The following is a 23,964-nucleotide window of genomic DNA, read 5'->3' as shown; positions in this document are numbered from 1 at the left end:
ACATGGCACGGCTCGAACTTCGCAACGTCAACAAACGCTACGGCAGCGGCCTGCCGGATACCCTCAAGGCGATCGACCTGGCCATCGAGTCCGGCGAGTTCCTGATCCTGGTCGGCCCCTCCGGCTGCGGTAAGTCGACCCTGATGAACTGCATCGCCGGCCTTGAAGACATCAGCGGCGGCGAGATCCTCGTCGACGGTGCCGACATCAGCGGCATGAGCCCCAAGGACCGGGACATCGCCATGGTGTTCCAGTCCTACGCGCTGTACCCGACCATGAGCGTGCGCGACAACATCGCCTTCGGCCTGAAGATCCGCAAGATGTCCCAGGCGGCCATCGACGAGGAGGTGGCGCGGGTCGCCAGGCTCCTGCAGATCGAACACCTGCTCGGGCGCAAGCCCGGCCAGCTCTCCGGCGGCCAGCAGCAGCGGGTGGCCATGGGCCGGGCCCTGGCGCGACGGCCGAAGATCTACCTGTTCGACGAGCCGCTGTCGAACCTCGACGCCAAGCTGCGGGTGGAGATGCGCACCGAGATCAAGCTGATGCACCAGCGCCTGAAGACCACCACGGTATACGTCACCCACGACCAGATCGAAGCCATGACCCTGGGCGACAAGGTGGCGGTGATGAAGGACGGGGTCATCCAGCAGTTCGGCACGCCGCGGCAGATCTACAACGATCCGGCCAACCTGTTCGTGGCCAGCTTCATCGGCTCGCCGCCGATGAACTTCATTCCCGTGCGCCTGACGAAACAGGAGGGGCGCCTGCTGGCCCTGCTCGACAGCGGCCAGGCCCGCTGCGAGCTGTCGCTCGGCGTGCTGGACGATGCGCTGGACGGGCGCGAGATCATCCTCGGCGTGCGCCCGGAACAGATCACCCTGGGGGCGGAGGAGGGCAACGGCCTGCCGGGTATCCGGGCCGAAGTGCAGGTCATCGAACCCACCGGGCCGGACCTGCTGGTGTTCGTCACCCTCAACCAGACCAAGGTCTGCTGCCGCCTGGCGCCGGATGTGGCGTGCCGTGTCGGCGACAGCCTGAACCTGCAGTTCGATCCGGGGCGGGTGCTGCTGTTCGACGCGGTCAGCGGCGAACGCCTGGACCTGGCCACGCCGGCCCCAGTGGTCAAGGACAACGTGGCTCGTTTCAAAGGGCGCTGAGTCGTCTAAACCATCAATAACAAGAAATGAGGAACAAGGGATGGATCATTGCAAACGCATCGGGACGCTGGGGGCGCTGGCCATGCTGGCCATCGTCGGCAGCAGTGGCGCACAGGCCGCCGAGGCCTTCTCGACGGAGTCGAAATGGATGACCGGTGACTGGGGCGGAGCCCGCACCGAACTGCTGGAGAAAGGCTACGATTTCACCCTCGACTACGTCGGCGAGGTAGCCGGCAACCTGCACGGTGGCTACAACGACGACAAGACCGCGCGCTACAGCGACCAATTCGCCCTCGGCGCGCACCTGGACCTGGAGAAGATCCTTGGCTGGCATGACGCCGAGTTCAAGCTGGCGATCACCGAGCGCAGTGGCCGCAACCTGTCCAACGACCGCATCAGCGACCCGCGTGCCGGCCAGTTCAGCTCGGTCCAGGAGGTCTGGGGGCGTGGCCAGACCTGGCGCCTGACCCAGATGTGGATCAAGCAGAAGTACTTCGACGGCGCCCTGGACGTGAAATTCGGCCGCTTCGGCGAGGGCGAGGACTTCAACAGCTTCCCCTGCGACTTCCAGAACCTGGCGTTCTGCGGCTCCCAGGTGGGCAACTGGGTCGGCGACATCTGGTACAACTGGCCGGTCAGCCAGTGGGCCCTGCGGGTCAAGTACAACATCAACCCGGAATTCTTCGTCCAGGTCGGCGCCTTCGAGCAGAACCCCTCGAACCTGGAGACCGGCAACGGCTTCAAGCTCAGCGGCAGCGGCACCAAGGGGGCGATCCTGCCGGTGGAGATGGTCTGGTCGCCGAAGGTCAATGGCCTGCCGGGCGAGTACCGGCTGGGCTACTACTACAGCACCGCCAAGGCCGACGATGTCTACGAAGACGTCAATGGCCAGCCCCAAGGCATCACCGGCAACGACTTCAAGTCCCACTCCAGCAAGCATGGCTGGTGGGTGGTGGCGCAGCAGCAGGTCACCGCCCATGGCGGCGACGTCAATCGTGGCCTGAGCCTGTTCGCCAATTTCACCGTGCACGACAAGGCCACCAACGTCATCGACAACTACCAGCAGCTCGGCCTGGTCTACAAGGGGCCCTTCGATGCCCGGCCCAAGGATGACATCGGCTTCGGCATCGCCCGTATCCACGTCAACGACGACGTGAAGAAGCGCGCCGGGCAGCTCAATGCCGCCAGCGGCATCGACGACTACGACAACCCAGGCTTCGTGCCGCTGCAGCGCACCGAGTACAACGCCGAGCTGTACTACGGCTTCCACGTCACCAACTGGCTGACCGTGCGCCCCAACCTGCAATACATCAAGAGCCCGGGCGGGGTGGACGAGGTGGACAACGCGCTGGTCGCGGGCCTGAAGATTCAGTCGTCATTCTGAGAAAAATTGTTGTAAATTTACGCCATCCATTCTTGGCAACCCTGTTCCCACTGGCCCGCAGTGGCAACAGGGCCCAGGTCGAGACAGCGCTATCTCAACAACAAGAGCCTTGCAACCATGCCCGAACATCCGCTCCATCGCTTCTTCACCTCGCAGCGGCCCAGGCCGACCTTCGAGTGGGAGCGTTACCAGCAGCGCGATGTGCTGATCATCGATCATCCCCGTTGCCAGGCGGTGTTCAGCCGCCAGGGCGCGCAGCTGCTGCATTTCCAGCCGGCCGGCGAACGGCCTTGGCTGTGGTGCGCCGAACAGTGGCCGCAGGTCGGTGCGATCCGTGGTGGCGTGCCGGTGTGCTGGCCCTGGTATGGCCGCCACCCCAGCGAGGACCTGTGGCCGGCCCACGGCTGGGCGCGGTTGCTCGACTGGAAGCTGATGGACAGCCGCGAGGACGAGGAAGGCGTGACCCTCAGGTGGCGCCTGCAGCTGTGCGACTGGCAGGTCGACCTGCATGCGCGGCTGGACAGCCGCATGGAGCTGCGCCTGAGCACCGAGCACCAGGACAGCGAGCCCTGCCAGTTGAGCCATGCGCTGCTGGCTTACTGGCGTATCAGCGACGTCTCGGAGATAGCGCTGTCTGGGCTGGAGGATATCGAGGGCTACGACCGCCTGAACCGCCAGGCCTGCCGCGAGGACGGCGCCCTGAAGCTCAAGGGTGGTTGCCAGAAGGTCTATCCGGGCACACCCCGGGTGCAATTGCAGGACCCGGCCTGGGAGCGGGCGTTGTGCATCGATACTGGCGACAGCGACGACACCGTGGTCTGGCACCCGGGCAAGCGTCCGCTGATGGGCGTGAGCGGGCGCGAGTGCCAGCGTTTCGTCTGCGTCGAGGCGGCCAGCGGCAGTGACGAGGGCCTGAGCCTGGCGCCGGGGCAGCGTGCCCACCTGCGCCTGCAGGCGCATCGGCTCAGTTGAGCTCGTCGTCCTCGATGGGATAGCGGCTGGCGTTGAGGCTTTCCTTGATCTTGCGCAGGTGGGGCTGGAAGTCCACGCCACGGCGCAGGGTCATGCCGGTGGCCAGCACGTCGAGCACGGTGAGCTGGATGATCCGCGAGGTCATCGGCATGTAGATGTCGGTGTCCTCCGGCAGCGGGATGTGCAGGCTCAGGCTGCAGGCCTTGGCCAGCGGCGAGCCGGCGGCGGTCAGGCCGAGCACCGAGGCGCCGTTTTCCCGGGCCAGGCGCGCCACCTCCACCAGTTCGCGGGTGCGCCCGGTGTAGGAGATGATGACGAACAGGTCACCGGTGTGCGCCACCGAGGCCAGCATGCGTTGCATCAGCACGTCGGCGTGGGCCGACACGGCCAGGTTGAAGCGGAAGAACTTGTGCTGGGCGTCGAGGGCCACCGGGGCCGAGGCGCCGAGGCCGAAGAAGTGGATCTGCCGGGCCTGGATCATCATGTCCACGGCGCGGCTGACCTGCTGCGGGTCGAGCTGCTGGCAGGCACTGTCGAGCGAGGCGATGGCGCTGCCGAAGATCTTCTGGGTGTAGGCGGCCGGATCGTCGTCGGCCTCCACGGCGCGGCTGACGTAGGCGGCGCCGCTGGCCAGGCTCTGCGCCAGTTGCAGCTTCAGCTCAGGGTAGCCGCTGACGCCGAACGAGCGGCAGAAACGGTTGACGGTCGGCTCGCTGACCTTGGCCGCCTGGGCCAGGGCGGCGATGCTGAAGCGGGTGGCTTGTTGCGGGTTGAGCAGGATGACCTCGGCGACTTTGCGTTCGGCCTTGTTCAGCTCGTCGAGGCGTCCCTGGATCTGTTCCAGGAGGTTTCGCACGCGGTCCATGGTATGTCCTTGGGTCGGGAAGACGGCCGGCTGGTGGAACAGCAGGCTTTTTGCACGGTGTCTATCGTACTGGCGGTAAGGTTGCCGCACCACTTGTCTGTAACATTTGTCGGTAATGTTGTAGTTTTTACTACATTACCCCTTGAAAATCGTGTTTGAACACGATATTCCTAGGTCAACTTTAGGAAAGAACCAACATCATGGCTGCGATCAGTGTAGAACCTTGCACCTTTGCCCTGTTTGGCGCCCTCGGCGACCTGGCACTGCGCAAGCTGTTCCCCGCGCTCTACCAGCTCGACCGTGCCGGCCTGCTGCACGCCGATTCCCGCCTGCTGGCGCTGGCCCGCGAGGCAGGCGACGGCGAGCAGCACCTGGCGACCATCGAGGCGCACCTGCGCCGCTTCGTGCCCGAGGCGGACATCGAGGCGGCGACCCTGGGGCGATTCCTCGGCCGCCTGAGCTACCTGCGCCTGGACTTCCTCCAGCCCGAGGGCTACCAGGCCCTGGCCGAGCAGGTTGCCGGCGAGCTGCCGTTGATCGCCTACTTCGCCACGCCGGCGGCAGTCTATGGGGCGATCTGCGAGAACCTCGACAAGGCCGGCCTGGCCGATCGTGCCCGGGTGGTGCTGGAGAAGCCCATCGGCCACGACCTGGAGTCGTCGCGCCGGGTCAACGACGCCGTGGCGCGCTTCTTCCCGGAGAGCCGCGTCTATCGCATCGACCACTACCTGGGCAAGGAGACGGTGCAGAACCTGATCGCCCTGCGTTTCGCCAACAGCCTGTTCGAAACCCAGTGGAACCAGAACTCCATCTCCCACGTGGAGATCACCGTGGCCGAGAAGGTCGGTATCGAGGGGCGCTGGGGCTACTTCGACAAGGCTGGCCAGCTGCGCGACATGATCCAGAACCACCTGTTGCAGCTGCTCTGCCTGATCGCCATGGACCCGCCCAGCGACCTGTCGGCCGACAGCATCCGCGACGAGAAGGTCAAGGTGCTCAAGGCCCTGGCGCCGATCACCGGCGAGGCCCTGAGCACCTGCGTGGTGCGGGGCCAGTACATCGCCGGCTACAGCGATGGCAAGCCGGTGCCAGGCTACCTGGAAGAGGACAACGCCAACGCCGCCAGCGATACCGAGACCTTCGTCGCCCTGCGTGCCGATATCCGCAACTGGCGCTGGTCGGGCGTGCCGTTCTACCTGCGCACCGGCAAGCGCATGCCGCAGAAACTGTCGCAGATCGTCATCCATTTCAAGGAAACGCCGCACTACATCTTCGCCCCGGAACAGCGTTTGCAGATCGGTAACAAACTGATCATCCGCCTGCAACCGGACGAAGGCATTTCCTTGCGGGTGATGACCAAGGAACAGGGCCTGGACAAAGGCATGCAACTGCGCAGCGGGCCGCTGCAGCTGAATTTCTCCGATACCTGGCGCAGCGCGCGGATTCCCGATGCCTACGAGCGCTTGCTGCTGGAAGTGATGCGCGGCAACCAGAACCTGTTCGTGCGCAAGGACGAGATCGAATATGCCTGGAAATGGTGCGACCAGCTGATCGCCGGCTGGAAGAACGCCGGCGACGCCCCCAAGCCCTATGCGGCTGGATCCTGGGGGCCGATGAGCTCGATCGCTCTGATTACACGCGATGGGAGGGCGTGGTATGGCGATATCTGAACTGCAATTGCCTGCGCAGGTGAAGGCGCACTCACTGGCGGACTCCGCCACGCTGGCCGAGACCCTGGCCGGTGATGTGGCCGAGCGCCTGCGCCAGGCCATCGCTGCCAAGGGCCAGGCCTGCCTGGTGCTGTCTGGCGGGCGCAGCCCGGTGCCGTTTCTCGAGCGCCTGGCCGGCGAGCCGCTGGATTGGGCCAAGGTCACCGTGAGCCTGGCCGACGAGCGCTGGGTGCCGGTGGCGCATGCCGACAGCAACGCCGGGCTGCTGGCGCGTCACTTGTTCACGGGCGAGGCGGCCAAGGCACGCTTCGTCGGTTTGTACCACTGCGCTGACAACCTCGAGGCCGCCGCTGCCCTGGCCGACCAGGCCCTGGCCGAGCTGCCGCCGATCGATGTGCTGGTGCTGGGCATGGGCGACGACGGCCACACGGCGTCGCTGTTCCCGGCCAGCCCCAACCTGGCCGAAGGCCTGGACCCTGCTGGCACGCGCCGCTGCCTGCCGATGCTGGCGCCGAGCGTGCCGCGCCAGCGCCTGAGCATGAGCCGTGCACTGCTGGCCAGCGCCGGCTTCATCGCCCTGTCCGTGCAAGGCCTGGGCAAACTCGCTACCCTGCGCGCCGCCCTGGCGGGCGCCGACCCAACCGAAATGCCGATTCGCGCCTTTCTTCACGACCCCCTGGACATCTACTGGTGCCCATGAGCCAAGGATCCACTCTCATGACCACGCTTGAACGCCCACAGCCTCTGCTCTCGATGGCCGAGAAAGCCGCCCGGATCGACGCGATCTGTGGCCAGGCGCGCATCCTGCCGGTGATCACCATCGCCCGTGAGGAAGACATCCTGCCCCTGGCCGACGCCCTGGCCGCCGGTGGCATCCGCACCCTGGAGGTGACGTTGCGTTCCGAGCACGGCCTTAAGGCCATCCGCGTGCTGCGCGAGCAGCGGCCGGAGCTGTGCATCGGTGCCGGTACCGTGCTGGACCGCGACATGTTCGCCGCCGTCGAGGCCGCTGGCGCGCAGTTCGTGGTGACTCCCGGGGTCACCCAGGACATCCTCGAAGCAGGCGTGGACAGCGACATCCCGCTGCTGCCGGGCATCAGCACGCCGTCGGAAATCATGATGGGCTACGCCCTCGGCTACCGGCGCTTCAAGTTGTTCCCCGCCGAGATCAGTGGTGGGGTGGCGGCGATCAAAGCCTACGCCGGCCCGTTCGGCGACATTCGTTTCTGCCCGACTGGCGGCGTCAACCCGGCCAATGTGCGCAACTACATGGCCCTGCCCAACGTCATGTGCGTGGGGGGGACCTGGATGCTCGACAGCAGCTGGATCAAGAACGGCGACTGGGCGCGGATCGAGGCCTGCAGTGCCGAGGCCATGGCCCTGCTGGACTGAAATCGTATTTGTTGTGTGCTGCACGGCTTATGGGGCGCTTGGTCGGCGCCCCTTTTTTTGCCTGGCAGAAGGCATCGTGGGGTAGGCCCGGTGCCAGCGCCATTGGGGCCGCTCGGCGTCCCTTGCGCACCGCTACAACGCATGCCGCGCCTTGCCCCGATACACCCGCAGCACATCCGCCATCACCGCCAGGGCGATCTCCGCTGGCGACTTGCTGCCCAGGTCCAGCCCGATGGGCATGTGCAGGCGTTCGATCTGTGCGTCGGTCAGCCCGCCAATGCGCCGCAGGCGTTCGGCGCGGCGGGCCGAGGTGGTGGTCGAGCCCATGGCGCCGATGTAGAAGGCCGGGGTGTTGACCGCCTCCATCAACGCCAGGTCGTCGATCTTCGGGTCGTGGGTCAGCGCCACCACGGCCGTCGCGGCATGGCAGCCGTGCGCTGCGATGTACATCGAAGGCAGGATGCGGTGCATCTGCACGCCGTCGAGCTGCACGTGCGCCATTTCTTCCCGGGGATCGCATGCGATCACCTCGCAGCCGAGCGTACGGGCGATGTCGGCGCAGGCTTCGGCCACCGGCGACAGGCCGGCCAGCACCAGGCGCAGGGCCGGGCCGATGTCGATATGCACCGCATCATCGAGCAGGCGTACGCGGGCATTGCCCTGGCCGCCGTGGGTGTCGATGCGCAAGGCACCATCTGCCAGGCTCACCTGGCGTGATAGCCGACGCTGGCCGAGCAGCGCGCTACGCAGGGCCTCGAGGTGCTCCAGCCAGTCGCTATCCGGCGCCCGGTGCTCCACCAGCACCACCAAGACGCCGCCGCAGGGCAGGCGCAGGCGCCGGCTCTGTTCCTGGCTATCGCCGTAGCGCACCACCTGCGCCTGTCGGGCGAATGCGCCCCGTGCGAGGCTCTCCAGGAACTCTTCTTCCACACAGCCGCCGGACAACGACCCGACGTACCCGTCCACGCCCCGGCTGACCAGCATCGCGCCTGGTGAGCGGGGTGCCGAGCCATAGGTGGAGAGCACCGTGCACAGCCACACCGGCTGGCCCGATCGGGCCCATTGCAGCGCCTGGTCTATGACCTGCAAGTCGAGATGCCGCATGTTCCGCTACCTCGTTCCAAAGGGTGTGCATCGCGCCAGAAAAGTCGCGCAGGGGCGCGAACCCTGTGGCAGTGTTGGTACTATCCGGGCCATCTGGCACTGCCCCACAGGGACCAACATGCAGAATCGCAAAACCGGCGTTCGTGCCCAGCAGGCCGACCGTACCAAGGACAGCATCCTCAAGGCGGCGGTGCGGGTGTTCAGCAAGCACGGCTTCAGCGGCGGGCGCATCGAGCAAATCTCCAAGCTGGCCAAGTCCAACGACCGGATGATCTATTACTACTTCGGTAACAAGGAGAAGCTGTTCATCAGCGTGCTGGAACATATCTACGCCAGCTTCAACAAGGCCGAGGGCAAGCTGCGGCTCGACCTCGCCGACCCCGAGGCCGCGCTGCGCCAGTTGGTGGCGTTCATCTGGGACTACTACCTGCGTCACCCGGAGTTCGTCACCATCCTTGCCACCGAGAACCTGCACCAGGGCCAGCACGCCCGCAAATCCCTGAACCTGCAGGCGCTGTCGGGCGAGGCGGTCGGCGTGTTGCGGCCGATCATCGAAGCCGGGCAGGCCAAGGGCCTGTTTCGCGACGACATCGACATCAAGCACGCCTACCTGATGATCGCCTCGCTCTGCTACTTCTATAACTCCAATTGCTACACCTTGAGCTCGTTCCTCGCCGAGGACCTCACCGACAAGCGCGCCAAGGACGACTGGCTGCACTTCATCAGCGACCTGGCCCTGCGCGGCCTGCGCCGCTGAGGCTCAGTGGCTGCCGGGGTTGGCGCGTACCTGTGCGCTCCTGGCCTGCAACCCTTCCCAGGCCGGTTTGTCGGCGGCGAAGCGTTGGCGCAGGTAGGCTGCTAGGTCTGCCACTTGCCGATCCGACAGGCTGTCCCTGAAGCCCGGCATGTAGCCCAGGTCGCGGGTCGCCGGGGTCGGGATGCCGTGCAGCACCACGCGCAGCAGGTTGTCCGGCAGGTCGCTGTGGACGTTGCTGTTGACCGCCATCGACGGGCTGACGCCGAACAGCTTCGGTCCCAGGCCATCGCTGTGGCAGGCCTGGCAGGCGCCCTTGAACACCCGTTCGCCATTGCTCAGCGACACCTGTGTGTCCGCCTGGGGCGGTGCCTTGGCCGCTACCGCTCGTGGCTCGCCGTCGAGGGAGGCCAGGTAATGGGCGATGGCGCGTACGTCGCTTTCCGGCAGGGTGGCCAGTTCGCTGACCACAGGGCCCATGGGGCCGGCGGCGACGCCGTGCTTGTCAGAGAAACCGGTACGCAGGTAGTCGAACAGCTCGCGTTCGCTCCAGGGTGTCGACGACGTGCCCAAGGCATTGAGGGCCGGTGCTTCCCAGCCGTCGACCTTGCCGCCGGCCAGATAGCTGCTGCCGGCCTTTTCGGCGCCCATCAGGTTGCGCGGCGAGTGGCAGGCGGTGCAGTGGCCCAGGCCGTCGACCAGGTAGGCACCACGGTTCCACTGTGCACTGCGCTGCGGGTCGGGCTGGTACTCGCCGCGCTTGAGAAACAGCGCGTTCCAGCCGGCCATCAGCGGGCGTTGGTTGAATGGGAAGCGCATCTGGTTGGCGGGCGCTTCCTGGCGTACCGGGGCCTGGGACATCAGGTAGGCATACAGTGCTTGCATGTCGCCGTCGGTGATGTTGCGAAACGAGGTATAGGGGAAGGCCGGATACAGGTGCCGGCCATCGCGGCTGATGCCTTCGCGCATGGCTCGCTCGAAGGCCGCGAACGACCAGCGGCCGATACCGGTTTCCGGGTCAGGGGTGATGTTGGTGCTGTACAACGTGCCGAAGGGTGTTTCCATCGCCAGCCCGCCGGCATTGACCTTGCCGCCGCTCACCGTGTGGCAGACCGCGCAATCGCCCGCGGCAGCCACCTGGCGCCCCCGTTCGAGCATCGACGCCGACCAGCTGCCAGCCGCAGGCGGCGTCACCGGGGCGATCTCGGCGCGCCAGGGCAGGGCGGTGGCGGCCATGCCCAGGGCGACGCCGAACAGGCCGGCGAGCGAGCCGAACCACCACTTCGAGCGCTTGGTCTTCACCTCGCCGGGCGCTGGCGTGTCGTTGCCGGGACCATCGCCGCCCAGCGCCGCACGTACCCGTTCGGCGGTGATCGGCAGCTCACGGAAGCGGATGCCGGTGGCATCGAAGATGGCATTGGCGATAGCCGCAGCGCTTGGCACCGAGGCCGATTCGCCGCTGCCCATGGGGGGCTCGTGCTGGCGCGGCAGCATCATCACGTCGATGTCCGGAACCTCGGGGAAGGTGAGGATCGGGTAGCCACCCCATTCCTTGCTCGCCACTTTCGAGTCTTCGAAACTCAACTGCTCCTTGAGCACCCGGCTGGTGGACTGGATCACATTGCCGTGGATCTGGTGCCGCACCCCTTCCGGGTTGACCATCATGCCGGCGTCATGGCCGATCACCACGCGGGTCACCGCCACTTCGCCGGTGCGCCGGTCCACCGCGACATCGGCGACCCAGGCCGCCCAGGCCGCACCGAAACCGGGGAACTTGCTGTGGATGTAGCGCGCATAGGCAAAGCCCCGACCGCGCAGCACGTCACCCTCGGCCGGGGTCTGCATGGGGGCGTCGTGGGGTTGCCAGCCGGCGCGCTCGGCAGTGGCCTTGACCAGGTCGATGGCCCGTGGGTCGGACAGGTGCTTGAGGCGGTACTCGACCGGGTCGACGCCCGCGGCGAAGGCCAGCTCGTCGATGTACGACTCGTGGGCGAAGCTGTTGGGCAAGGCCGATACGCCGCGCATCCACGAGGCACGCACCAGCGGGGTCATGTCGTTGATGGTGACGCGCATGTGTTCGTAGTCGTAGGGCGGGATCGAGGTGCGGTCGCCCATCTCGAACAGCGCCGGCACCGGCTCCACGGCTCCTGTCAGCAGCAGGGCGAGGGTGGGGGCGCCATTGGACGGGTAGCTGGTCTGGAAGTCGTAGGCGGCCACGCTGCCGTCGGCGTTGAGCCCGCCATCGATCTCCATCAGTTGCGCCGTGCCCTTGGGTTCCCACACATGCTCCTGCTCGCGGGTCAGTTGCACCCGCACCGGCCGGCCCACTGCGCGTGACAACAGCAGCGCATCGGCGCAGACATCGTCGGCGCAGTTGCGCCCGTAGCATCCGGCCGCTTCCATGCGGATGATCTCGATGCGTTCTTCCGGGCATTCCACCAGCCATGCCAGGTCGGCGCGCAGCAGGTGCGGGTTCTGGGTACCGGACCAGACGCGGATCTGCCCTTCGGTGTAGTCGGCCAGCGCGCAGGACGGGCCGATCGAGCCGTGCAACTGGTACGGCCACAGGTAGCTCCGGCTCAGGCGCTGGCTGGCGTTGGCGATGCCGGCGTCGACATCGCCCTTGTCCAGCACGGTGCGCTGGACCCTAGGGTTGTCGCGGATCGCCTGGGCCACGTCGGACAGGTCGGGAAGCTTGCCGGTCCAGGGTTTCCAGCTGACCTTCAGTTCGTGCGCGGCACGCATTGCCTGTTCTTCGCGCTGGGCGACCACGCCGACGAAATCGCGGATCACCACCACCGCGACCACGCCGGGGATATGGGCGATCGACGATTCGTCCACTGCCAGCAGGCTGTTGCCGACGAATTCGCCGCTGTCGTAGCCGGCGTAGGGCGGGCGTACCACGCGGCCATGAAGCATGTCGGGCAGGCGCATGTCGTGGACGTAGGTCAGCTCGCCGGTGGCCTTGCCGGGGATGTCCACGCGCGCGGCACTACGGCCGACCAGGCGGTAGTCCTCGATGCGCTTGAGCGGCGCGTCGCCGGAGATGAGCAGTCGATGGCGCTCGCCGCGCACCAGTTCGGCGAACGCCAGTGCACGGCCGTCGCCAGCGATCACCACGCCGTCCTCGATGCGCAATTGCTCAACATCGGCAGCCAGCTGCTGCGCTGCTCGTCGCAGGAGGAAGCGCCGTGCCTCCGCCGCCGCGTTGCGCAGCGGCACGGCGGAAATCTGGAGGGTGGCGCTGGCGATGGTGGCGCCCTGGTTCGGTGCCCGCTCGGTATCGCCGAGCACCATGTGCACCTGGTCCATGCGCAGGTCCAGTTCCTCGGCGACGATCTGCGCCAGCGAGGTGCGGATGCCGGTGCCCAGGTCCACGTGGCCGTTGAAGGCGTAGACCGTTCCATCGTCACTGACGGCTAGGAACAGCGCCAACTCCTTGTCCTTGACCTCCGGCGTCACGCCCTTGGCCACCGGGCCCGAGGGTGGGACGATCTCGTCGACGATGAGCAGTACGCCGGTCTTGGCCAGCAACTGGTCGCGGGTGGGAACCTGCTGTGAGTGATTCATGCTTGTCTCCGGGCTCAGGCCTGGCGGCCGGCTGCGCGACGCACGGCGCGCAGGATTTCGACGTGGGTGCCGCAGCGGCAGAGGTTGCCGGACAGCTCGTTGCGGATCTGTTCGTCGTTGGGGTTGGGGATGCGGTCGAGCAGGGCCTTGGCGGTCATGATCATGCCGTTCATGCAGTAGCCGCATTGCGCTGCCTGCTCGTCGATGAACGCCTGCTGCACCGGGTGCGGCGCGGCCTTGCTGCCGAGCCCTTCGAGGGTGGTGATATCGCGGCCTTCGGCACCGGACAGCGGGATCACGCAGGCGCGTGCCGCGACACCGTCGATGATCACCGTGCAGGCGCCGCATTCGCCCAGGCCGCAGCCGTATTTCGGGCCGTTCAGGCACAGGTCGTTGCGCAGGACCAGGAGCAGTGGCGTGTCGGGCGTCGCGCTGACCTCGACTGCCTGGCCGTTGACTCGCAGGGAGATGTCTTTTTGCATGGTTCGCTCATCTCTGGAGGTTGCTTGCCGTTCATGGGCGAGTACCGGGGCGCTACCAAAGGACTCAACGGGTGCGTTTTTTCGGTAAGTACTCACTACATGAAATGAGTAGGCAAGAAGCAGGCCAGGGATGATTGCGGCTATGTCAGTCAGTCAAGTCGTGCGTTGCCATCATGGGGCGCGAAGCGGCCCCGAATGGCATGAACGCTTGTGAAGAAAACTGCCCCAGGACGGATCAGCCAGCCGACTCGTCGCTGTCGATCATCTTGCGCAGCAGGAACAGGATCGCCACCTGCTCCGCCGCGTTCAGGCTGCCCATGCTCAGTTCGCTGATCCGGCGGGCGCAGGGAATCATGGCGTCGAGCAGGGTGTTGCCCGCCTCGGTGAGTTCGACGATGACCTTGCGCCGGTCGCCTGGGTCTGGCGACAGCTGGATCAGGCCACGGCTCTTGAGGCGCTCGACGATGCCACGAATGGTCGCCTGGTCCACCGCGGTGGCCTTGATCAGCTCGGCCTGGGAGCTGGGGCCGTTGTCGCGCAGGGCGCACAGGGTGACGAACTGGATCGAGGTGAGCTGCGGGTCGCAGGCCTGCTGCTGGAAGATCGCCGTGTGCCGCTGATAGGCCTTGCGCAGCAGGTGGCCGATCTGTTCGGTGACATCGTAGGGCGTGGCGTCGATCTGTGGGGCGGCGGGAGCTGGGCTGGGTTTTCTGGGCATGTGATGGCTTGGCTTGTGTGGAGGGGGGCTGGCCGGCCCCCGGTAGCGGAGCGTCCGGCCAGTATAACCAAGCCGCGGGTCAGGGCTAGCGGGCTTTGGAGGCCTCGGGGGCGACCACGTCGCCGGCCAGCACCACGGCCTGGTCGTCGAGGTAGATGTCGCAGTTGCGCAGCGGGATATCCATGTGGCACGGCGTCTTGCGCTTGCCGCCGACCTCGGTGTTGGGGCCGGTGGAGAACAGGAAGTTGCCATAGAAGGCGCGGGCGTCCATGCACATGCCGTCGTTGCGGTCGTGCAGGCCCATGGCGGTCCACTGGGCGCGGGGTTGCAGGCCCCAGCCGATATGGGAGATGCCGTACACCTCGGGGTCGTCGAAGTATTTCATGTAGTCGCGCAGGTACTCGGCCTCGAAGCCACCGTGGATGCCGGTGATGAAACCCTTCTCGATCTCCAGGGTGATGCGTTCGCGGCAGTAGGTCTTGAACGGCAGCAGGATGTCGCCCACGTCCAGCACCAGGGTGCCCTCCGCGCTGTCCTCGTTCGGCCAAGTGAACAGGAAGCCGCTGGGCCAGTGGTCCCAGCGCCCGGGTTCGTCGGCGTAGCCGTATTCGGTGACGGCCGGGTACTGGCCCAGCGGGGCATGGAAATCGCTGCCGGCCTTGGAGCGCACGTGCAGGGTGCGCGCCTGCTTGAGCATGGCCTCGGCGGCCTGCACGCGACGCTTGTCCTCTTCGTTCGGCAGCATCCGCGCCAGCACTTCCGGCGGCTCCACGGCCAGCAGGATGCGCGTGCCGGTCTTGAGGATCTGCTCCTGCTCGGGGGAGTGCAGCAGCATCATGGTGTCGACGATCAGGTCGGCGGCTTCCAGGGCGCGCTGGGCGGCGAGGTTGCCGGTGAGCGCCGTGTCGCCGCAGTAGGCGGTCATGTCGTTGCCCATGGCCCTGGGGTGGTTGAACGACGGCAGCTCCACCGCATAGACCTTGGCCTTCAGGCGCTGCGCCGCTTCCATCGCCGCGTTCACCGTGCGTGGGTCGGAATAGTGGCTCTTGAGCACGGCCACGCTCTGGGTTTCGTCCACGCGGGACAGCTTGAGCACGTGCTCGAACATCTGGGTCAGTTCTGCGTTGCTAACCGGCATCGGGTTTCTCCTGGTCAGGCGTGAAGGGGGAGGCCGTTGCACCATGGTGGTGCCGCGTGCTTCGTTGTAGTGCTTATAAATAGTGTGTACGCCCTATTTGCAATAGAAAAGCGCATCCCAGAACAAAGCGCAAGCACTGTATTGGTTCGTTACGAAAGCACACATTTATCAATATATACGGTAACAGTAGGCCGTTCGTCGACTTCAATCGGTTGTTTGAAAATATCCTGATGCAGCATCTTCACTTTGAAAAAATAGAGCGTATACACTGTAAATCGCCAGGCGGGACCTCCCGCTTGCGATCCATCAGAACAAGAGGAGACATGCCCATGCGGGGTAGACAGAAAATCGCGATCGTCGGTGCAGGGCTGGGTGGTGCGGCCGCCGCGACGTTGTTGCAGCAGGCAGGCTTCGACGTCGAGGTCTATGAGCAGGCACCGGAGTTCACCCGGCTGGGCGCCGGTATCCACATCGGCCCGAACGTGATGAAGATCTTCCGCCGCATGGGGCTGGAGCAGAAGCTGGAGCTGATGAGCTCCCACCCGGACTTCTGGTTCAGCCGCGACGGCCTGAGCGGCGACTACCTGTCGCGCATTCCCCTTGGCGAGTTCGCCCGTCGCGAGTACGGCGCCTCGTACATCACCATTCACCGTGGCGACCTGCATGCCTTGCAAATCGCCGCCATCAAGCCGGGCACCGTGCACTTCGGCAAGCGCCTGGAAAGCATCGTCGATGATGGCGACCAGGTGCGCCTGGCCTTCGCCGACGGCACCAGCACCGTGGCTGACATCGTCATCGGTGCCGACGGCATCCACTCGAAGATCCGCGAAGCGCTGCTGGGCGCCGAAGCACCGATCTACAGCGGTTGGGTCGCCCACCGGGCGCTGATCCGCGGCGAGCGACTGGCGCGCTATTCGGACGTGTTCGAAGACTGCGTGAAGTGGTGGACCGAGGACCGTCACATGATGGTCTACTACACCACCGGCAAGCGGGACGAGTACTACTTCGTCACCGGCGTGCCGCACGAGGCCTGGGACTTCCAGGGCCCGTTCGTCGACAGCAGCCAGGAAGAGATGCTGGCGGCCTTCGAGGGTTACCACCCGACGGTGCAGAACCTGATCCGCTCCACCGAGTCGATCACCAAGTGGCCGCTGCGCAACCGCAACCCGCTGCCGCTGTGGAGCCGTGGCCGCCTGGTGCTGCTGGGCGACGCCTGTCACCCGATGAAGCCGCACATGGCCCAGGGCGCCTGCATGGCCATCGAGGATGCCGCCATGCTGACCCGCTGCCTGGAGGAAACCGGGCTGTCCGACCACCACACCGCCTTCGCCCTGTACGAGGCCAACCGCAAGGAGCGCGCCTCACGCGTGCAGGCCGTGTCCAACGCCAACACCTTCCTGCGTACCCAGGAAGATCCGGCGTGGGTCTATGGCTATGACCTCTATGGCCAGCAGCTCAAGAGCGGGGAAGCGGCATGAGCACCTTCGTCGAGGGTGGCAACGTCAGTGCCAACGGCATCCGCCAGCACTACCTGCGCTACGGTGGCAAGGGCCCGGCGCTGATCCTGGTGCCGGGGATCACCAGCCCGGCGATCACCTGGGGCTTCGTGGCCGAGCGCCTGGGCCAGCACTTCGACACCTACGTGCTCGACGTGCGCGGCCGTGGCCTGTCCTCCAGCGGTCCGGGCCTGGACTATGGCACCGATGCCTGCGCCGCGGACATCCCGGCGTTCGCCGAGGCCCTGGGCCTTGAGCACTATGACCTGCTCGGCCACTCGATGGGGGCGCGTTTCGCCATCCGTGCCGCCGCCGCGGGCGCACCGGGCCTGCAGCGCCTGGTGCTGGTGGACCCGCCGGTCTCCGGGCCGGGGCGCTGCGCGTATCCGAGCAAGCTGCCGTGGTACGTGGACTCGATCCGCCAGGCCAGCATCGGCATGACCGGCGACGACATGCGTGCGTTCTGCCCAACCTGGAGCGACGAGCAACTGCAACTGCGCGCCGAGTGGCTGCACACCTGCCATGAGCCGGCGATCGTGCGCGCCTTCGAGGACTTCCACGAGGTGGATATCCACCAGTACCTGCCCGCCGTGAGCCAGCCGGCACTGTTGATGGTGGCCGGGCGCGGCGGCGTGATCCAGCCCCAGGACATCGCCGAGATCCGCGAGCTCAAGCCGGATATCCAGGTGGTTCACGTCGACAACGCCGGGCACATGATTCCCTGGGATGACCTTGAAGGTTTCTTCGCCGCGTTCGGCGATTTCCTCGGCCAACCTCTCGTCTGAAGGAGCACGCAACATGACCAAGCTGTATCGCATCGGCCAGATCGTGCCGAGCTCGAACACCACCATGGAAACCGAGATCCCGGCGATGCTCATGGCGCGCCAGGCCATCCGCCCCGAGCGTTTCACCTTCCACTCCAGCCGCATGCGCATGAAACAGGTGAAGAAGGAAGAGCTGGCGGCGATGGACGCCGAGTCCGACCGTTGCGCGGTCGAGCTGTCCGACGCCAAGGTCGACGTGCTGGGCTACGCCTGCCTGGTGGCGATCATGGCCATGGGGCTGGGCTACCATCGCCAGTCGGAAAAGCGCCTGCAAAAGGCCACCGCCGACAATGAGGCGCAGGCCCCGGTGATCACCAGCGCCGGTGCCCTGGTCGAAGCCTTGCACGTGATGAAGGCCAAGCGCATCGCCATCGTCGCGCCCTACATGAAGCCGCTCACCGAACTGGTGGTGAACTACATCCGTGAAGAAGGCTTCGAGGTGCAGGACTGGCGCGCGCTGGAAATCCCCGACAACCTCGCCGTGGCCCGCCACGACCCGGCCAACCTGCCCGGTATCGTCGCCGACATGGACCTGGAAGGCGTCGATGTGGTGGTGCTGTCGGCCTGCGTGCAGATGCAGTCGCTGTCGGCGGTGGCCAAGGTCGAGGCGCAGACCGGCAAGCCGGTGGTCACTGCGGCCATCGCCACCACCTACGCCATGCTCAAGGCCCTGGACCTGGAGCCAGTGGTGCCGGGTGCCGGTGCCTTGCTGTCGGGCGCCTACTGAGTCGGGAGGCGGAAATGAGCGACGTGCAGAGTGCAAGCGACAACTACCAGGGCGTGTGGGGCCAGCGCATCGGCTTCGGCCGCAAGCCTGCCTTGCTGCTGATCGACTTCATGCAGGGCTACACCACACCAGGTGCGCCGCTCTACGCCCCGGGCGTGGTGTCGGCGGTGGAGCAGGCCGCTGGCCTGCTGGAACTGGCCCGTGGCTGCGGTACCCTGGTGGTGCATACCAACATCCGCTACCAGCCTGGGCATTTCGCCGATGGGGGTATCTGGGTGCGCAAGGCGCCGGTGATGAAGGACATGGTCGAGGGCAACCCGCTGGCGGCGTTCTGCGCCCCGGTGGCGCCACGGCCAGGGGAGCCGGTGATCAGCAAGCAGTACGCCAGTGCCTTCTTCGGTACCAGCCTGGCCTCGCTGCTGCATGCACAAGGGGTCGACACCGTGGTGCTGGCCGGCTGCTCCACCAGCGGCTGCATCCGTGCCAGCGCGGTGGACGCCGTGCAGCATGGGTTCCGTACCATCGTGGTTCGTGAATGCGTGGGCGATCGCCATCCCGCTCCCCACGAGGCCAACCTGTTCGACATCGACAGCAAGTACGGCGATGTCGTCAGTCGGCAGGAAGCCATGGAACAACTGGCGCGCCTGGCCGGCTGACTCGACCGGCGCACCCATAACAATCGAGGAACGGCGCGGGAAGCCCGTTCCCTGGCCGCCTGCTGTCTGGGCGACCTCCCCGCAGGAGCGCTCGGGGATCTTGTGACGCTGCCCTGGAAAGTCGCTTGTAGTTCGCGGCGCTCCCGGAGCGTCGAAAACTGCTGGCCTATACAACAACCACAAGTCGCCGCCAGGAGACAGAAAATGCCCATTGCGAATGCAACCACGGTCCATAGCGAAGCCGACCATGGCACACAAGCGCTTTATCGAAAGATCACATGGAGGCTCATCCCCTTCCTGTGCTTCTGCTATCTCGCCGCTTATCTCGACCGCATCAACGTCGGCTTCGCCAAGCTGCAGATGCTCGAAGACCTGCAGTTCAGCACCGCGGCCTATGGCCTGGGCGCCGGGCTGTTCTTCGTTGGCTACATCATCTTCGAAGTGCCCAGCAACCTGATCCTCGAGCGTGTCGGTGCGAAGATCTGGATCGCCCGTATCATGATCACCTGGGGCCTGCTCTCGGCCTGCACCATGTTCGTCACCAGCACCACCCAGTTCTATATCCTGCGTTTCCTGCTGGGGGCCGCCGAGGCGGGCTTCCTGCCGGGCGTGCTGTACTACCTGACCATGTGGTACCCGACCTACCGGCGTGGGCGCATCATCGCCCTGTTCATGATCGGGCTGCCGCTGTCGAGCGTGATCGGCGGGCCGATCTCCGGCTGGATCATGGGCCATTTCGACCAGGTGCACGGTTTGCACGGCTGGCAATGGCTGTTCTTGCTGGAGGCGATCCCGAGTGTGCTGCTCGGCATCCTGACCTTCTGGGCGCTGCCCAACAACTTCCAGCAGGCCAAGTGGCTGTCGGAGGACGACAAGGCGCAACTGGCCAGCGATCTCGCCGCCGATGACGCGGAAGGGAAGGGCAGCAAGCACAGTTTCCGCGATGGCTTTTTCAACCTGAAGGTGTGGATGCTCGGTGGCATCGACTTTTCCATCCTGCTCAGCGCCTATGCCATGGGCTTCTGGATGCCGACCTTCATCCGCGACGCGGGCGTCAGCGACACCTTCCACATCGGCCTGCTGACCGCCATCCCCAGCCTTGCCGCCTTGCTCGGCATGCTGATGATCGGTGCGAGCTCCGACCGTCATCGCGAACGCCGCTGGCACATCATCGTGCCCTTCGTCATCGGTGCGTTCGCCATGGCCGGCAGTACCCTGTTCAGCTACAACCTGGTGGTGACCGTGGTGCTGTTCTCCATCGCCTCGGCTGCGATCATCGGCGCGGTACCGGTGTTCTTCAGCCTGCCGGCGACGTTCCTCAAGGGTACCGCCGCGGCCACCGGCTTCGCCCTGGCCTGCTCGCTGGCCAACATCGCGGGCCTGGTGAGCAACTCGCTGATGGGCCTGGTGACCGACCTTACCGGCACCTCCCATGCCGCGCTGTGGGTGTTCGCAGGCTGCCTGATCCTCAGCTGCTTCCTGGTGATCGCCTTGCCGGCCAAGCTGGTCAACCGCTAGGCGGCCGACCGGCTTTCGTAACGGCAGTGCAGGCGGGCCCTGGGTCCGCTTGCCGATCCCCCTTGTCGCACTCCGCCCGTGGTTGGCCCCAGGCCACCGCGACGGATCGCCATTGCCCGAAATCCAGGAGTCGTTCCATGCATGCCCGAATGTCACAGCGTCTCAACCCGGCCGTTCGCCTGACTGGCGGTTGCCTGGCCGCCGCCCTGTGCGGTGAGTCGGTCGCCGAGCAAGCCGGTTTCATCGAAGGTGCCCAGGCCACCCTGCAAGCCCGCAACTATTACTTCAGCCGCGATTATTCCGATATCCAGGGGGCGAACAGGCAATCGAAGACCGAGGAATGGGCACAGGGCTTCATCCTCAATGCCAGCTCCGGCTATACCCAGGGTACGGTCGGCGTCGGTGTCGATGTCATCGGCCTGCTCGGCATCAAGCTCGACAGCAGCCCTGACCGGGCCAGGTCGGGATTGTTGCCCACGCACGCCGACGGTGAGTCGGCGGACGAGTACGGCCGCCTGGGTGCGGCGATCAAGTTCAAGGCCTCCAAGACCGAACTGAAGATCGGCGAGCTAATGCCGAACCTGCCGGTGCTGGTGTTCAGCGACTTGCGCCTGTTGCCACCGACCTACCAGGGCGCGATGCTCGAATCCCGCGAGTTCCCGGGGCTGACCCTGAGCGCGGGCCAGTTCCGCTCCACCCGCCTGCGCGACTCGTCCAACGACCAGAAGATGTATGCCCTGGTCAACGACCCGATCAACCCGCAGCGCCTGGCCCGTTTCACCAGCGACCGCTTCAACTACGTCGGCGCCGACTATGCCTTCAACGACAACCGCACCAGTGTCGGGGTGTGGCAGGCGCAACTCGAGGACATCTACCAGCAGCGTTTCTACAGCTTCAAGCATGCCGAGCCGGTGGGGGATTGGGTGCTGGGGGTCAACGCAGGTTACTTCGATGCCCGCGAGGACGGCCGGCAGATCGCCGGCGAGTACGACAACCATGCGTTGTTCGGTTTGTTCTCCGCCAAGCACGGCGGGCATACCTTCTACCTGGGCTACCAGCAGATCGGTGGCGACGACGGCTTCATCCAGGTCGGCGCCAACACCAACCCGCTGGGCAACACGCTGCCCACCTACGAGTTCGCCGCCCCGGGCGAGCGCTCGTGGCAGGTCCGGCATGACTACAACTTCGTGGTGCTGGGGACTCCTGGGCTGACGTCGACCTTGCGCTATGTGAAGGGCAAGGACGTGGAGACGGGGTTGGGCTTCGAGGGGCGTGACTGGGAGCGCGACCTGGACCTGGCCTATGTGGTGCAGAGTGGGCCGTTGGAGGGCGTTGGCGTACGTATCCGCAACGTGGTGGCGCGATCGAACTACCGCACGGATATCGATGAGAACCGGTTGATCCTGAGCTATACGATCAAGTTGTTCTGAGGGAGATGACCCAGCCCTCCGGGCAGCGCTGCCGCACGCAGAACATTCGGTTGACGGAATGTCCACAGGGTTTGCCCAAATCAACGAATTACGTTTCGCTCTAACTGTCGAGCACAAGAAAGCCCCTGTCTTTCGACAGGGGCTTTGCATGTTGCGGTGTGACTTATGCCGCCTTCGCTGCTTGCTGGCTCAGCGAGCGGTTCAGCGCGCTGAACAGGGCCTTGAAGCTGGCGGTGGTGATGTTTTCGTCGATGCCCACGCCATGCACCGGACGGCCACCGGCCACGCGCAGCTCGATGTAGGCCGCGGCCTTGGCATTGGTACCGGCACCGATGGCGTGCTCGTTGTAGTCCATGATCTCCACACCGATCGGCAAGCCGGCGACCAGGGCTTCCAGGGCGCCGTTGCCCTTGCCGCGCCAGTGCAGGGTGGTCTCGCCTTCACCGGCGACTTCCACTTCCACCGCGCTGTGGCCGTTTTCTTCCTGCAGGCGATGGCTGACCAGCGCGTACGGGGTGTTGGCCTGGAGGTATTCCTTGTGCAGCAGGCTGTAGATCTGCTGGGCGGTCATTTCCAGGCCCAGGCGGTCGGTTTCGCCTTGTACCACCTGGCTGAACTCGATCTGCATGCGGCGCGGCAGGCTGATGCCGTACTCCTGCTCGAGCAGGTAGGTGATGCCCCCCTTGCCGGACTGGCTGTTGACGCGGATCACCGCCTCGTAGCTGCGGCCGATGTCGGCCGGGTCAATCGGCAGGTAAGGCACTTCCCACAGTTCGCCGTCCTTCTGCTGGGCGAAGCCTTTGCGGATGGCGTCCTGGTGCGAGCCGGAGAAGGCGGTGTGGACCAGGTCGCCGACGTACGGGTGACGCGGGTGCACCGGCAGCTGGTTGCACTCCTCGACCACCTTGCGCACGCCGTCGATGTCGGAGAAGTCCAGTTGCGGGTCGATGCCCTGGGTGTAGAGGTTCAGGGCCAGGGTGACCAGGTCGACGTTGCCGGTGCGCTCGCCGTTGCCGAACAGGCAGCCTTCGGCGCGGTCGGCGCCGGCCATCAGGCCCAGCTCGGTGGCGGCGATGCCGGTGCCACGGTCATTGTGGGTGTGCAGGCTGATGATCACGCTGTCGCGACGGCTGATGTTGCGGCAGAACCACTCGATCTGGTCGGCGTAGACGTTCGGCGTCGCCACTTCGACGGTGGCCGGCAGGTTGAGGATGATCTTGTGCTCGGGGGTCGGGTTCCACACCTCGATCACCGCGTCGCAGACTTCCTTGGCGAACTCCAGTTCGGTGGCGCTGAAGGTCTCCGGCGAGTACTGGAACGTCCACTGGGTTTCCGGCTGCTGGGCGGCGTACTTGACGAACAGTTTGGCCGCGTTCACCGCGATGTCCTTCACGCCTTGCTTGTCCTGGTTGAAGACGATGCGGCGGAACGACGGCGAGGTGGCGTTGTACAGGTGGACGATGGCCTTCTTGGCCCCGCGCAGGGACTCGAAGGTCCGGGCGATCAGGTCTTCACGGGCCTGGGTCAACACCTGGATGGTGGTGTCGTCCGGGATGTGGCCGTCCTCGATCAGCGTGCGCACGAAGTCGAAGTCGGTTTGCGAGGCGGACGGGAAGGACGCTTCGATTTCCTTGACGCCTACCTGCACCAGGGTCTTCCAGAAACGCAGCTTCTTCTCCGAGTCCATTGGCTCGATCAGCGACTGGTTGCCATCACGCAGGTCGGAGCTGCACCAGATCGGCGCCTGGGTGATGGTCTTCGACGGCCAGGTACGGTCGGGCAGGTCGATGGTCGGGAACGCGCGGTATTTCTTCGAAGGGTCTTTGAGCATGGTCATGGAAGCAATCCTTTAGTGTGCGGCCGTGATCGGGCCTGCCGGACGTAACGAGATGAAAAGGCGAGGCGACGCGATTCACCCTGGTAGTCGTGCACTGACCAGGCAGAGGCTGCGGTGTTGGCGGAGCAGAATGAGGGTCGTGGACGTTTTCATGTCTTCAACCCTAACCAGTGGGGTGAAGGATGGCAAGCCTTCGAGAAAAATTGATAGAAATGCTCAAAAAAAGTAGGTTTTCGAGATTTTATCGCTTGCTGGGTGCAAAAAGACCGC

The 23,964-nt window shown here is 65.5% G+C and carries 20 protein-coding genes; 13 read left to right on the top strand and 7 right to left on the bottom strand.

Going from position 1 to position 23,964, the window contains the following annotated elements; genetic code table 11:
- Nucleotides 1-2: 2 nt before the first annotated feature.
- The 3 genes from ABFA30_RS18460 (at nt 3) to ABFA30_RS18450 (ending at nt 3,513) form a co-directional block, all read left to right on the top strand.
- Nucleotides 3-1,157, top strand: coding sequence for an ABC transporter ATP-binding protein (locus ABFA30_RS18460; protein WP_225787228.1), 1,155 nt, complete (start codon nt 3-5; stop codon nt 1,155-1,157).
- A gap of 82 nt (nt 1,158-1,239) precedes the next feature.
- Nucleotides 1,240-2,541, top strand: coding sequence for a carbohydrate porin (locus tag ABFA30_RS18455; protein WP_253102001.1), 1,302 nt, complete (start codon nt 1,240-1,242; stop codon nt 2,539-2,541).
- A gap of 117 nt (nt 2,542-2,658) precedes the next feature.
- Nucleotides 2,659-3,513, top strand: a complete 855-nt coding sequence (locus ABFA30_RS18450) for a D-hexose-6-phosphate mutarotase (protein WP_225787229.1) — start codon at nt 2,659-2,661, stop codon at nt 3,511-3,513.
- Here the strand turns inward: ABFA30_RS18450 and hexR are convergent.
- Nucleotides 3,506-4,369, bottom strand: coding sequence for a DNA-binding transcriptional regulator HexR (gene hexR / locus ABFA30_RS18445; RefSeq protein ID WP_225787460.1), 864 nt, complete (start codon nt 4,367-4,369; stop codon nt 3,506-3,508). The genes ABFA30_RS18450 and hexR overlap by 8 nt on opposite strands.
- Nucleotides 4,370-4,578: 209 nt before the next feature.
- Here hexR and zwf point away from each other — a divergent pair, with 209 nt between their 5' ends.
- Genes zwf through ABFA30_RS18430 form a run of 3 tightly spaced genes read left to right on the top strand, consistent with a single transcriptional unit; the run spans nt 4,579 to nt 7,440 of the window.
- Entirely contained in the window at nt 4,579-6,048 is a 1,470-nt protein-coding gene (zwf, locus tag ABFA30_RS18440) for a glucose-6-phosphate dehydrogenase (protein WP_225787230.1), read from the top strand.
- Entirely contained in the window at nt 6,035-6,748 is a 714-nt protein-coding gene (gene pgl, locus ABFA30_RS18435) for a 6-phosphogluconolactonase (RefSeq protein WP_225787231.1), read from the top strand. The genes zwf and pgl overlap by 14 nt, the downstream gene beginning before the upstream one ends.
- Before the next feature lie 17 nt (nt 6,749-6,765).
- On the top strand, nt 6,766-7,440 hold the full coding sequence (locus ABFA30_RS18430; protein WP_410045780.1) for a bifunctional 4-hydroxy-2-oxoglutarate aldolase/2-dehydro-3-deoxy-phosphogluconate aldolase: 675 nt from the start codon (nt 6,766-6,768) through the stop codon (nt 7,438-7,440).
- A 132-nt stretch (nt 7,441-7,572) separates the two neighbouring features.
- Here ABFA30_RS18430 and ABFA30_RS18425 read toward each other — a convergent pair whose 3' ends face one another.
- Nucleotides 7,573-8,544 carry an XdhC family protein gene (locus ABFA30_RS18425; RefSeq protein ID WP_410045779.1) on the bottom strand — a complete coding sequence of 324 codons (972 nt, stop codon included), beginning with the start codon at nt 8,542-8,544 and terminating at the stop codon, nt 7,573-7,575.
- A gap of 118 nt (nt 8,545-8,662) precedes the next feature.
- On the opposite strand from ABFA30_RS18425, the gene ABFA30_RS18420 reads away from it, so the two are divergent.
- A complete protein-coding gene (locus ABFA30_RS18420) occupies nt 8,663-9,301 on the top strand; it encodes a TetR family transcriptional regulator (RefSeq protein ID WP_225787234.1) in 639 nt (212 codons plus the stop codon).
- A 3-nt stretch (nt 9,302-9,304) separates the two neighbouring features.
- Here ABFA30_RS18420 and ABFA30_RS18415 read toward each other — a convergent pair whose 3' ends face one another.
- The 4 genes from ABFA30_RS18415 to ABFA30_RS18400 form a co-directional block, all read right to left on the bottom strand.
- Nucleotides 9,305-12,868, bottom strand: a complete 3,564-nt coding sequence (locus ABFA30_RS18415) for a molybdopterin cofactor-binding domain-containing protein (RefSeq protein ID WP_410045778.1) — start codon at nt 12,866-12,868, stop codon at nt 9,305-9,307.
- 14 nt (nt 12,869-12,882) lie between these two features.
- Nucleotides 12,883-13,350 carry a (2Fe-2S)-binding protein gene (locus tag ABFA30_RS18410; RefSeq protein WP_253090597.1) on the bottom strand — a complete coding sequence of 156 codons (468 nt, stop codon included), beginning with the start codon at nt 13,348-13,350 and terminating at the stop codon, nt 12,883-12,885.
- Nucleotides 13,351-13,585: 235 nt separating this feature from the next.
- A complete protein-coding gene (locus ABFA30_RS18405; protein WP_225787237.1) occupies nt 13,586-14,068 on the bottom strand; it encodes a MarR family winged helix-turn-helix transcriptional regulator in 483 nt (160 codons plus the stop codon).
- 85 nt (nt 14,069-14,153) lie between these two features.
- Entirely contained in the window at nt 14,154-15,206 is a 1,053-nt protein-coding gene (locus ABFA30_RS18400) for a 2,5-dihydroxypyridine 5,6-dioxygenase (RefSeq protein WP_225787238.1), read from the bottom strand.
- Between the two features lie 329 nt (nt 15,207-15,535).
- Here ABFA30_RS18400 and ABFA30_RS18395 point away from each other — a divergent pair, with 329 nt between their 5' ends.
- The 6 genes from ABFA30_RS18395 (at nt 15,536) to ABFA30_RS18370 (ending at nt 21,857) form a co-directional block, all read left to right on the top strand.
- Nucleotides 15,536-16,684: an FAD-dependent monooxygenase gene (locus ABFA30_RS18395; RefSeq protein ID WP_253081240.1), complete on the top strand. Its 1,149-nt coding sequence runs from the start codon at nt 15,536-15,538 to the stop codon at nt 16,682-16,684.
- Complete coding sequence (gene nicD / locus ABFA30_RS18390; protein WP_253081239.1) at nt 16,681-17,487, top strand: N-formylmaleamate deformylase; 807 nt, start codon at nt 16,681-16,683, stop codon at nt 17,485-17,487. The genes ABFA30_RS18395 and nicD overlap by 4 nt, the downstream gene beginning before the upstream one ends.
- A gap of 13 nt (nt 17,488-17,500) precedes the next feature.
- Nucleotides 17,501-18,253, top strand: a complete 753-nt coding sequence (locus ABFA30_RS18385; RefSeq protein WP_225787241.1) for an Asp/Glu racemase — start codon at nt 17,501-17,503, stop codon at nt 18,251-18,253.
- Nucleotides 18,254-18,267: 14 nt separating this feature from the next.
- Nucleotides 18,268-18,909 (top strand): N-carbamoylsarcosine amidohydrolase, encoded by a 642-nt coding sequence (locus ABFA30_RS18380; RefSeq protein ID WP_225787242.1) that lies wholly within the window; start codon nt 18,268-18,270, stop codon nt 18,907-18,909.
- 204 nt (nt 18,910-19,113) lie between these two features.
- A complete protein-coding gene (locus ABFA30_RS18375; RefSeq protein ID WP_225787243.1) occupies nt 19,114-20,427 on the top strand; it encodes an MFS transporter in 1,314 nt (437 codons plus the stop codon).
- Between the two features lie 137 nt (nt 20,428-20,564).
- A complete protein-coding gene (locus ABFA30_RS18370) occupies nt 20,565-21,857 on the top strand; it encodes an OprD family porin (protein ID WP_410045777.1) in 1,293 nt (430 codons plus the stop codon).
- Nucleotides 21,858-22,020: 163 nt separating this feature from the next.
- On the opposite strand, the gene leuA is transcribed toward ABFA30_RS18370, so the two are convergent.
- Nucleotides 22,021-23,694 (bottom strand): 2-isopropylmalate synthase, encoded by a 1,674-nt coding sequence (gene leuA / locus ABFA30_RS18365; RefSeq protein ID WP_225787245.1) that lies wholly within the window; start codon nt 23,692-23,694, stop codon nt 22,021-22,023.
- Nucleotides 23,695-23,964: the final 270 nt, after the last annotated feature.

Origin of the sequence: Pseudomonas sp. HLMP, from assembly GCF_046365545.1 — a bacterium.
Lineage (GTDB): Bacteria > Pseudomonadota > Gammaproteobacteria > Pseudomonadales > Pseudomonadaceae > Aquipseudomonas > Aquipseudomonas guariconensis_B.
The sequence above is the reverse complement of the archived record's forward strand: the minus strand, read 5'-3'. Positions and strand labels throughout refer to the sequence as shown.

Bases quoted from the DNA above. Each gene is read 5' to 3' on its own strand.
- ABFA30_RS18460 (WP_225787228.1), top strand. From the start codon at position 3: ATGGCACGGCTCGAACTTCGCAACGTCAACAAACGCTACGGCAGCGGC.
- ABFA30_RS18455 (WP_253102001.1), top strand. From the start codon at position 1,240: ATGCTGGCCATCGTCGGCAGCAGTGGCGCACAGGCCGCCGAGGCCTTC.
- ABFA30_RS18450 (WP_225787229.1), top strand. From the start codon at position 2,659: ATGCCCGAACATCCGCTCCATCGCTTCTTCACCTCGCAGCGGCCCAGG.
- zwf (WP_225787230.1), top strand. From the start codon at position 4,579: ATGGCTGCGATCAGTGTAGAACCTTGCACCTTTGCCCTGTTTGGCGCC.
- pgl (WP_225787231.1), top strand. From the start codon at position 6,035: ATGGCGATATCTGAACTGCAATTGCCTGCGCAGGTGAAGGCGCACTCA.
- ABFA30_RS18430 (WP_410045780.1), top strand. From the start codon at position 6,766: ATGACCACGCTTGAACGCCCACAGCCTCTGCTCTCGATGGCCGAGAAA.
- ABFA30_RS18425 (WP_410045779.1), bottom strand. From the start codon at position 8,544: ATGCGGCATCTCGACTTGCAGGTCATAGACCAGGCGCTGCAATGGGCC.
- ABFA30_RS18420 (WP_225787234.1), top strand. From the start codon at position 8,663: ATGCAGAATCGCAAAACCGGCGTTCGTGCCCAGCAGGCCGACCGTACC.
- ABFA30_RS18415 (WP_410045778.1), bottom strand. From the start codon at position 12,868: ATGAATCACTCACAGCAGGTTCCCACCCGCGACCAGTTGCTGGCCAAG.
- ABFA30_RS18410 (WP_253090597.1), bottom strand. From the start codon at position 13,350: ATGCAAAAAGACATCTCCCTGCGAGTCAACGGCCAGGCAGTCGAGGTC.
- ABFA30_RS18405 (WP_225787237.1), bottom strand. From the start codon at position 14,068: ATGCCCAGAAAACCCAGCCCAGCTCCCGCCGCCCCACAGATCGACGCC.
- ABFA30_RS18400 (WP_225787238.1), bottom strand. From the start codon at position 15,206: ATGCCGGTTAGCAACGCAGAACTGACCCAGATGTTCGAGCACGTGCTC.
- ABFA30_RS18395 (WP_253081240.1), top strand. From the start codon at position 15,536: ATGCGGGGTAGACAGAAAATCGCGATCGTCGGTGCAGGGCTGGGTGGT.
- nicD (WP_253081239.1), top strand. From the start codon at position 16,681: ATGAGCACCTTCGTCGAGGGTGGCAACGTCAGTGCCAACGGCATCCGC.
- ABFA30_RS18385 (WP_225787241.1), top strand. From the start codon at position 17,501: ATGACCAAGCTGTATCGCATCGGCCAGATCGTGCCGAGCTCGAACACC.
- ABFA30_RS18380 (WP_225787242.1), top strand. From the start codon at position 18,268: ATGAGCGACGTGCAGAGTGCAAGCGACAACTACCAGGGCGTGTGGGGC.
- ABFA30_RS18375 (WP_225787243.1), top strand. From the start codon at position 19,114: ATGCCCATTGCGAATGCAACCACGGTCCATAGCGAAGCCGACCATGGC.
- ABFA30_RS18370 (WP_410045777.1), top strand. From the start codon at position 20,565: ATGCATGCCCGAATGTCACAGCGTCTCAACCCGGCCGTTCGCCTGACT.
- leuA (WP_225787245.1), bottom strand. From the start codon at position 23,694: ATGACCATGCTCAAAGACCCTTCGAAGAAATACCGCGCGTTCCCGACC.